The organism is Herbaspirillum sp. SJZ106, assembly GCF_006715495.1.
Lineage (GTDB): Bacteria > Pseudomonadota > Gammaproteobacteria > Burkholderiales > Burkholderiaceae_D > Herbaspirillum.
This window is the reverse complement of the sequence record NZ_VFNI01000004.1, coordinates 521,085-530,814: the sequence shown is the minus strand read 5'-3', so window position 1 is coordinate 530,814 and position 9,730 is coordinate 521,085. Positions and strand designations below refer to the sequence as shown.

The window sequence follows — 9,730 nt, the reverse complement described above, 5'->3', positions numbered from 1 at the left end:
TTGACGAAAGCCTGCAGCATCGACGGCACGAAGTGCAAGGTGGTGATGCCGGTCTCGCCGATCAGCGCAGCCAGCCGTGCCGGATCGCGATGCTCGCCGGGGGCGGCCATGACCAGTTCGGCGCCGGTCATCAAGGGCCAGAAGAATTCCCAGACCGAGACATCGAAACCGAAGGGCGTCTTCTGCAGTACGCGGTCATCGGGGCCCAGTTGATAGGCCGCCTGCATCCAGGCCAGCCGGTTGTGCAGGCTGCCATGGCGGTTCGCCGCGCCCTTGGGCTGGCCGGTGGAGCCGGAGGTGTAGATGACGTAGGCCAACTGTTCGGGGTGGATCTCCAGGCCAGGATTGTGGGCAGGCGGCAGATCAGCCAGTGTCGCCACATCGACGATACGGCAAGCGGGAACTTCCGGTAACTGGCCCCGTGCGGCGGCGTGGGTCAACAGCAGGCTGGTGCGGCTGTCTTCGATGAAATAGCGCAGACGCTGGGGCGGATGGTCGGGATCCATCGGCACATAGGCCGCGCCCGCCTTCATGATTGCCAGCAGCGCCAGCACCATCTCTTCCGAGCGCTCCATGCACACGCCCACGCGCTGATCGCGCGTGACGCCCTGTGCCATGAGCCACTGCGCCAGCGCGTTGGCGCGGCCATTGAGCTGGCCGTAATCGAGCGTTTGCCCGGTATGCGGCACCCGCAAGGCGGACCGCCCGGGATGCGCCTGCACCTGCGCTTCGATCAGCGCCAGCACATTGCCGGTCTCATGAACTTGCGAATTACGCGACAAGGCCAGCACTGCCGCCTGTTCTGCCGGGCTCTGACAGGCCAGTTCGGCCAGCGGCCGGTGCAGATGTCCGGCCAATTGCAACAGCAGCGACTCGGTCAGCTGACGCAACGCCTGCGCGCTGGCGGGCGCGATGAGCGCGGCGTCGTAGCGCCACTCCAGCTGCAGCCGTTCGGTCAGCGTGGCGATCAGGGTCAGCGGGTAATGGGTCTCTTCGCGGTTGTGCAGCACCTCCAGGCGCAGGCCCTGCTGCTGCTCGGCTTGCAGGGCCAGATCCAGTGGATAGTTCTCGAACACCAGGATGCTGTCGAACAGCGATTGTCCCGCGCGGCCGGCCCAGGCCTGGATGTCATAGAGCGGCGTGCCGTCGAACTCGCGCACGGCCAGATTGCTGGCCTGCAGCGTCTGCAGCAGGGCCTGCACTGTCATCTCCGGCTGCAGGCGGATCACGATGGGCACGGTATTGATGAACAGGCCCAGCAGATCCTCCGCACCTTCCAGTTCGCTGGGGCGGCCCGCGACGGTCGCGCCGAAGACCACCGTGGACTGGCCGCAATAACGCGCCAGCACCAGGCTCCAGGCCGCCTGCACCAGGGTGTTGAGGGTGCACTGATGTTCGCGTGCGAAGCTCTGCAGGCGCGCTGTGGCCAGCAGGTCCAGCGTGGCGTGGCAACTGCCCTGGCCCCGGCCCGGCGGCTGCAGGGGCGGCAGCGCATTGACCAGGCTGGTCGGGCCTTCGACGCCAGCCAATTGCGCACGCCAGAATTGCTCGGCACTGCTGCGGTCCTGCTGCTGCAGCCAGGCGATGTAGTCGCGATAACGCAGCGTCGGCGTGGGCAGAACCGCGCCCCGGTAGAGCCGCAGCACTTCGCCGATCAGTTGCTGGGTGCTCCAGCCGTCCAGCAGCAGGTGATGGCGGGTCCAGATCAGGTGATGCTCCTGATCTGCCACCCGCACCAGGCTCAGGCGCATCAGCGGCGGATGCTGCAGATCGACGCCGCGCGCGTGTTCGGTGGCGGCCAGCGCCTGCAGGGCCGAATCCAGATCGGGGCGCTGGCGCCAGTCGTATTCGTCGATGGCCAGCATGGCGTGCTGGGCCACCCATTGCAGCGGCTGATCGCTGTGCACGAGGAAGCCGCTGCGCAGGATGTCATGACGTTCCAGCACGGTCTGCCAGGCCTGGCGGAAGCGCGCCGCTTCCAGGCGGTGCAGGCGCACCTGCAACTGGTTGAGATAGGCGCCGCCCTGCGGAGCCAGCATGGCGTGGAACAGCAAGCCGGCCTGCATCGGCGAGAGCGGATAGAGATCGGCGACACGTTCGGCCGGCAGGCTGTGCATCAGGATGTCGAGCTGGGACTGTTGCAGGCGCGCCAGCGGAAAATCAGACGGTGTGGCCAGGCCGCGCACCTCGGCGCAATGGGCCAGCAGCGCACGCAGGTTCTGCAGGTATTGCTGCAGAAATGCGGCAATCTCGGGTTGCTGGTGCAAGGCGCTGCAATACAGGCATTCCAGATGCAGCTGGCCATTGGCGACCATGGCCGTGAGGTCCAGCAGGCAGCGGCGCAGGCTGGCCGGATCGCGCTCCAGACCGGCCAGCGCCGCCGTGCGTGGCAGCATCTGCCAGCCCGAGGCCTCGGGCAGCGCATCGAAGCGGCCCAGGTAATTGAAGCTCACCTGCGGCTGTACGCCGGCCTGCCCGCTCTGGCTGCACCAGAGACCATAGCCCAGGCCCTGGCCGGGCCACTGGCGCAGTTGCTCCTTGGTCTGCGTCAGCAAGATGGCCGGCGCACTGCCGGAGACCGTCAGCTGCACCGGGCAGAGCGCGGTGAACCAGCCCACGGTGCGGCTCAGATCCGGCGCGTCCCCGCTGGTGCCGGGCAATTCCTCGCGGCCGTGCGCTTCGACCTCGATGAGGATGCGATCGCGCTGCGCCCATTCGCACAGCGTCTGGGCGGCAGCGGCCAGCAGGATGTCGTTGATGCGGGTGCGGTAGGCGGCATGGGCCTCGCCAAGCAGGAAGGCGGTGCTCGCGCGATCCAGCACCACGGCTTCGCGCGCGCTGCGGGCGATGGTGTTGTCGGCACGCTTGCCGACGCTGTGCGCCGGGGTGCAGCGCAGATCCTCGTCGCCGGTCGACGCCAGTGCTTGCCAGTGGGCCTGCTCCGCAGTGCTCAGGCGGGCCGCCGCCACGGCGCTGGCCCAGGCGCCGAAGCCGCTGCTGCTCTCGTGCAGCGCCGCGCCTTGCAGCAGATTCAGCAAATCTTCCAGCAGGATGCGCCATGACACGCCATCGACCACCAGGTGATGCGCGATCAGCACCAGCGTGCCGTGCGACTGGCGCGGCCGCGTGAGCCACAGCCCCCGCCACAGCGGCCCCTGCGACAGATCGAGGCTGCGCTGGGCGCGCGCAATCGCCGCCTGCTGCGCAGCCGCGTCGGCCACTTGCTGGGTCTCGAAGCATTCACCTGCATGCGGCGCCACCGTTTGCTGCCAGGCACCGGCATCGCTCCGGCGGAAGCGCAGGCGCAGCGCCTCATGCAGATGGCCCAACTGGTCGACGGCATGGCGCAGTCGATCGACCGGGGTGTCGGCCGGACCTTCCAGCTGCACACTCTGGTTCCAGTGGGCCGGCGGCTGCGCGTGATGCTGGAAGAACCATTGCTGGATCGGGGTGAGCGGCAACGGGCGCGGGCCTTCCGCTGCCGCCGCCAGTGCGGCGGCGGGCGCACTGCCCTGGGCCTCCAGCGGCACCGCCAGCGCGGCGGCGGCGGCCAGATCCTGCGTCTGCATCAGCTGGCGCGGCGTGATGCGCCAGCCGGCCTTGCGCAGGCGCGCAACGATCTTCAGCGTCAGGATGGAATCGCCGCCGAGGGCGAAGAAATTATCATGACGGCTCACCTGGGCCACCCCCAGCACCTCTTCCCAGATCGCCGCGATCACGCTTTCGGCGCCCTCTTGCGGGCTATCCTGCCGGGGCAGTTCTGCGCTGCCCTGGCTGCCCTCCTGCGGCAACGGCAAGGCCTTGCGGTCGATCTTGCCATTGGCCGTGAGCGGCAACTGCGCCAGCGCCACGAAGTGGGCCGGCACCATGTAGTCGGGCAGGCGTGCCGCCAAGGCGCTGCGCAGAACCGCCGGATCGGCGCTGCCGACCACATAGGCGCACAGTTGCAGACGCTCCTCGGGACCAGGCACGGCCAGCACTTCAGCCGCACTCACGCCCGCCTGGGTGCGCAGGACCGCGCCGATTTCCTGCGGTTCGACACGGTAGCCGCGAATCTTGACCTGATCGTCGATACGGCCCAGGAAGACCAGCCGTCCGGCGCGATCCAGCCTGACCTTGTCGCCGCTGCGGTACAGGCGCGCGCCGCGGCCGGCCGGATCGGCGATGAAGCGCTCGGCCGTGGCGCCCGGCTTGCCGTGGTAGCCGCGTGCCAGACCGGCGCCGCCGATATACAGTTCGCCCGCCGCCCCGCGCGGCACCGGGTTGAGATCGGCATCGAGCACCTGCAGGCTCAGCTGCGCCAATGGCTGGCCCAACGGCAGCGGCAAAGGCTGATCGGCGCCCAGCAACTGGGTGAGCACGCCCACCGTGGTTTCGGTCGGGCCATAGTGGTTAACCACCCGGCAGTCCGGGCGCAGCGCGCAGATATGTTGCAGCAAGGCCGGGCTGGTGCTTTCGCCACCGACGACCAGCGTATGGCGCGGCAGGATCTGCGCGGCCTGCGCAGATTGCAGCAGCGCCTGGAGGTGGCTGGGCACGATCTTGAGCACATCGACGGCGCGCTCCTGCATGAAGGCGGCGAACTGCGCCGGATCGAAGGCAGCCTCGGCCGGCAGCAGCTGCAGCGCACGGCCGGAACACAGGGCGCCGAAGAAGGTGGTATGGCCCAGGTCGGCCGCCACCGTCGAGGCCATGGCCATGCTGCGCACGCCTGGCGGCAGCGCCAGACGCGCCAGCAGCGCCTGCACGTAATTGCCCAGCGCGCCACGGCTCACCGCCACGCCCTTGGGGCGACCGGTGGAGCCGGACGTGTAGATCAGATAGGCCGCCTGTTGCGGGTGTGCCGCGGGCCAGTCTTCCTGTAGCGTCGTCGGCTCTTCGGCGCTGACAGTGGCCGAGGGAATCGCCAGGTATTGCGCCGGCGCACCCGGCAAGCTGCGCAGGCGCGCAGCCTCGGGCGTGGCCAGCAGCAGGCAGGCGCCGCTGTCGGCGAGCTGATAGGCCAGGCGCTCGTCCGGCAACTGTGGGTCCAGCGGAACATAGCAGGCGCCAGCGCGCAGACAGGCCAGCACGGCGACGACGAACTCGGCCTGCCGGCCGCTGGCAATGGCCACCCGATCTTCGGCGCGCACACCCAGCGCGCGCATCCGGCGCGCCAACTGCTCGACCTGGGCGCGCAACTGCTGCGCGTTCAGGCTGACCCGCTCATCGGCCACCGCCAGCGCCTGCGGTGCGCGCCCGGCATGGGCCAGCCACAGCGCAATCACATCGCCCTGACTGTCGATGGCCGCGCACTCGGCCGGCGGCGCCAGCAGCGGCGCCGGCGCCGCTGGCCACGACAGGCGGCCCAGGGGCAATGCCGGCGCCGCGCAGACCTGGGCGGCGAATCCGCCCAGGGCGACCGCCATCTGGCCGATCTCTTCTTGCGTCCAGCGCGTGCTGGCGTAGGCGAACAGGCAGCGTAGCTCCTCGCCCTCCAGGCTGAAATCCAGGCTCAGATCGAAGTGGGCCTCGCCCCCGCTCAATTCCTCCAGCTGCAACGACAGCGCGCCTGCCTGCCACACCGGCAAGGCTTCGCGTTCGGTGCACTTGACCTGGCACAGCGGATGCACATGCGGCTGCCGCTCCGGTTGCAGGGCCTGCACCACCATGTCGAAGGACACATCCTGGTGCTGGCGCGCCGCCAGCACCGTCTCGCGCACCTGGCGCAGCAAGGCGTCGAAGCCGAGCCGGCTGTCCAGACGGGTGCGCAGCACCTGCAGGTTGAGCAGATAGGCGATCATGGCGCGCGTCTGCGGATGGCTGCGTTCGGCCATGGGCGCGCCCACACGCAGATCGCTGCAACCGGTGGCGCGATACAGCACCAGGTCCAGCAAGGCCAGCATGCCCATGTATAGCGAGCAGCCCTGTGCCGCGCACAATTCGCGCAGCGCCCGTGTGATGTCGGCCGGCAGCGTGAACGCATGGCGCGCCTCGGGCAGGCCCTCTTCGGAGCAAGCCTGACGGCGGCCGTCCGGCAGCGGCAGCGCTTCGTGCTCGCTGCCCAGCTGGGTGCGCCAGTAGTCGAACTGGCGCGCGATCTCTGCGCTGTCCAGCTGTTGCTGGCGCCACACGGTGTAATCGCTGAACTGCAACTCGGGCGCGGCCGGCAGTGGCTGGCCCTGGCTATGCGACGCATACAGCGCGCACAGGTCTTGCAGCAATACCGGCAGGGATTGGCCATCGGCGGCGATGTGGTGCAGCGTGATGCCCAGCGCATGACGCTGTTCATCGATGCGCACCAGGCAGGCGCGCAAGGGAATCTCCTGCGCCAGCGCGAACGCCAGGCGGGCGCGCTGTTCCAGCCATGCGCGCGCCTGCGTCGCATCGACGGACATGTCGCCCAACACTTCCAGTATGCCGGGGCGGGCCGGCAGGGCCAGTTGTACTGGCATACCGTCGGACTGCACGCGATACACCGTGCGCAGGATGGCATGGCGCGCGACCAGGTCATCGAGGCTGCGGCGCAGCGCCGCCACATCCAGCGCGCCTTGCAGATGCAGGATGCCCGGCATGTTGTAGGCCGGGCTGTCGGGGGCGAGCTGCCAGGTGGTCCAGAGCGAATGCTGGGCCGGCGACAGCGGCAGGCCCGCCTGGCGCTGGGTCTCGGTCAGGGCCGCAATGACGGCAGGCGCCTGGCGCGGCGCGTTCTGGCGTACTGTCTGCAACTGTTGGGCCAGTTGCTCCAGCTGCGGGTATTCGAAGATCAGGCGCACCGGAAAATCGATCTGCCAGTGCTCGCCGATGGCCGCCGCCAGCTGCACCGCCTTGAGCGAATTGCCGCCCTGGCGGAAGAAATGCGACTGCCCGGCCAGCGCCGGGGTGTGCATCACGCGCTCCCACAGGGTGCGCAGAGCGGCGGTGTCCGGGCTGTCGCCAGCGGCCGCTGGAGAGACGGCAGGCGTCTGCCCGGCGCCTCCCTGCAGACGGCCAAAGGCCTGGATGGCATAGGCATCCAGGCTCTGCGTGCGCCAGCCATCGCGGCAGGCGCTGCGTTGCAGCTTGCCGCTGGAGGTCTTGGGCAAGGCCCCCGGATTGAGCAGCACGATGACGCTGGCGGCCTCGTTGCAGGTTTGTACGATGCATTCCTGCAGCGCTTCCACCAGTTGCTGCGGCGCGACCATCTTTTGCACGCCGCGCGAGATTTCCAGCGCCACGCCGATGCCTTCCACGCCCTGCGGATGCCATTGGCGCGGGATGGCGAAAGCCGCCACGCGGCCCTTGCGGGCCAGTTCGACCTCGCTCTCGATGGCGCGCTCGATGTCCTGCGGATATACGTTCTGGCCACGGACGATGATCATGTCCTTGCTGCGGCCGGTGACGAACAAGGCGCCCGCGCGGCAGAATCCCAGGTCGCCGGTGCGCAGCCAGCGCTGGCCGTCCAGTTCGACGAAGGCGTGGGCGCTGTCGTCCGGGCGGCGCCAGTAACCGGCGGCAATGCTGGGGCCCGCGGCCCAGATCTCGCCGACCTGGCCGTCGGCCAGCGCGGCGCCGGTGGCCGGATCGGCAATGCGCAAGGCATGGCCGGTAGGCGAGATGCCGCAGGCCACCAGATGGACCGCCTGCGGCGCCGCATCGATGACATCAATGGTATCAATGGCCTCAATGGCATCGGCACGTCCCTGGCGCAAGCCCTCGGCATCGAACGCTGTGACCTGCATGCCCCGGCCGCGCTGGCCGCCGGTGACCAGCAGCGTCGATTCGGCCAGGCCATAGCAGGGATAGACGGCGTCGGCGGCAAAGCCGATCTTGCCGAAGCTGTCGATGAACTCCTGCAGGGTATCGTGGCGCACCGGTTCGGCGCCCGAGAACGCCACCCGCCACGAGGACAGATCCAGCCCCGCCGCACGCTCGCCGCGGATGCGGTCCACGCACAGCCGATAGGCGAAATCGGGACCGCCGCTGATGGTGCCGCGATGGCGCGCAATGGCTTCCAGCCAGCGCATCGGACGTTCGAGGAAGAAGGCCGGCGACATCAGCACCACCGGGATGCCGCGGTACAGCGGCTGCAGCAATCCGCCGATGAGGCCCATGTCGTGGTAGAGCGGCAGCCAGCTGACGAACACATCATCGCTGCGCACGCCCAGGCGCTCCTCGATGGCGGCTTCGTTAGCCATCAGGTTGGCGTGGGTGACCATCACGCCCTTGGGGCGCGAGGTGGAGCCAGAGGTGTATTGCAGGAAGGCGACGTCGGCGGGAGCAATCGCGTGTTCACGGAAGACGCCCTCCCCGGCCTGCGGCGCATCGACGGCCAGCATCGTGGCCTGCCCTGCCAGCGGCGCAGCCGCGGCCTGCAAGGCGTCGCGCACGGCGGCGGTGACCAGCCAGCAGGTGGCGCCGGCGTCGTCGGCGATCCCGGCCAGGCGCTGCAGGTGCTGCTGGCGCATCGATTCCGGGCGGTGCAGCGGCACCGCGATCAGGCCCGCGGCCAGGCAGGCGAAGAAGGCGATGACGTAGTGATGGTCGTTGTCCAGCAGCAGCAAGACGCGCGCGCCCGGTGCATGGCGCTGTTGCAGGCGCGCGGCCAGCGTGCGCACGGCGTCGGCCAGCTCGGCGTAGGTGAAGGCGCGCTCGCCTTCGGCGTTGACCGTGGTCAGCGCCAGGTCATGCGGGCGCGTCTGCGCCAGCTGGAACAGGCGGGCGACGATGTGAGCGGCGCGGTCGGGGGAATCTGCGGTAATCGTCATGGCGTGGTAATCGAGGGGAAAGAGCAGTCGAGATTGGTATGGGAGCGCGACATCGCCACCACCACCTTGCGCGGGCCGGAGAACGGCGTTCTGGCGTGGGCCGCCAGCATGTTGTCGAGCATGAGGACGTCGCCCGGCTGCCACGGGAACATCACTGTTTCGGCGGCCAGCACTTCCCGCACCTGGTCGAGGATGGCGTCGTCGATGGCGCTGCCATCGGCCCAGCAGACGTTGCGCGGCAACTGCTCTTCTCCGACCAGGTCGATCAGCGATGCGCGCACTTCCGGCGCCAGGTTGGAGGCATGGAACAGGTGCGCCTGGTTGAACCAGACCATCTCGCCGGTGACCGGGTGGCGCTCCACGCCCTGGCAACGCTGGCGCGTACGCAGGCCATCGTCGTCCAGCCATTGCCACTCGATATGCTGGCGGCGGCAGAAGGCTTCCACTTCGGCGCGCGTCTCCATGCCGAAGACGTCCTGCCATGGCAGGTCGAAGTCGTGGCTGTAGTGGCGCACGTAGAGCAGACCCTGGGCGAAGCGTTCGCGAATGGCCGCGGGCATCCTGCGATAGATCGCGCGGCTGTCGGCGATCGGGGTTTCGCCCCCTGCCGGCGAGGCGGTCACGCAATGGAACCAGATGCGCATCGGCCATTCACGCGTGTAGGCCTGCTCGTTATGCAGCGGGATGTGCTGGTGGGCCGGATATTCGGTGGAGGTATAGATGCCATTGGCCACCGAGGAACGCGGTGTGGAGGCGAATTCGTAGCGCAGCAGCGGATCGCCGAAGCTGGCGGCGAACTGCTGGAAGTCGGCCACGCTGGGCACCTCGAAACCGCGCAACAAGACTCCGCCGACGCTGCGCAGATGCGCCTCGATCTGGCCGCAGAGCGCGTCCCCGGCCTGGGCCAGCGTCTGGCCGGGGTGCAGCGGCTGCAGCAGCACCGGCAAGGCGTCCCTGCCGGCGTCGGGACGGGGATGGCGGCTGAAGACCAGCGGCGCCAGGGA

2 protein-coding genes are annotated in these 9,730 nt (G+C 69.0%); both read right to left on the bottom strand.

The genetic code is table 11. The annotated features are described in order from the left end of the window. A partial coding sequence (locus FB598_RS15470; protein ID WP_141915036.1) for a non-ribosomal peptide synthetase occupies positions 1-8,726 on the bottom strand: 8,726 nt, incomplete at its 3' end. Continuing rightward, complete coding sequence (locus FB598_RS15465) at positions 8,723-9,718, bottom strand: TauD/TfdA family dioxygenase (RefSeq protein WP_141916015.1); 996 nt, start codon at positions 9,716-9,718, stop codon at positions 8,723-8,725. The genes FB598_RS15465 and FB598_RS15470, both read right to left, overlap by 4 nt. Positions 9,719-9,730: the final 12 nt, after the last annotated feature.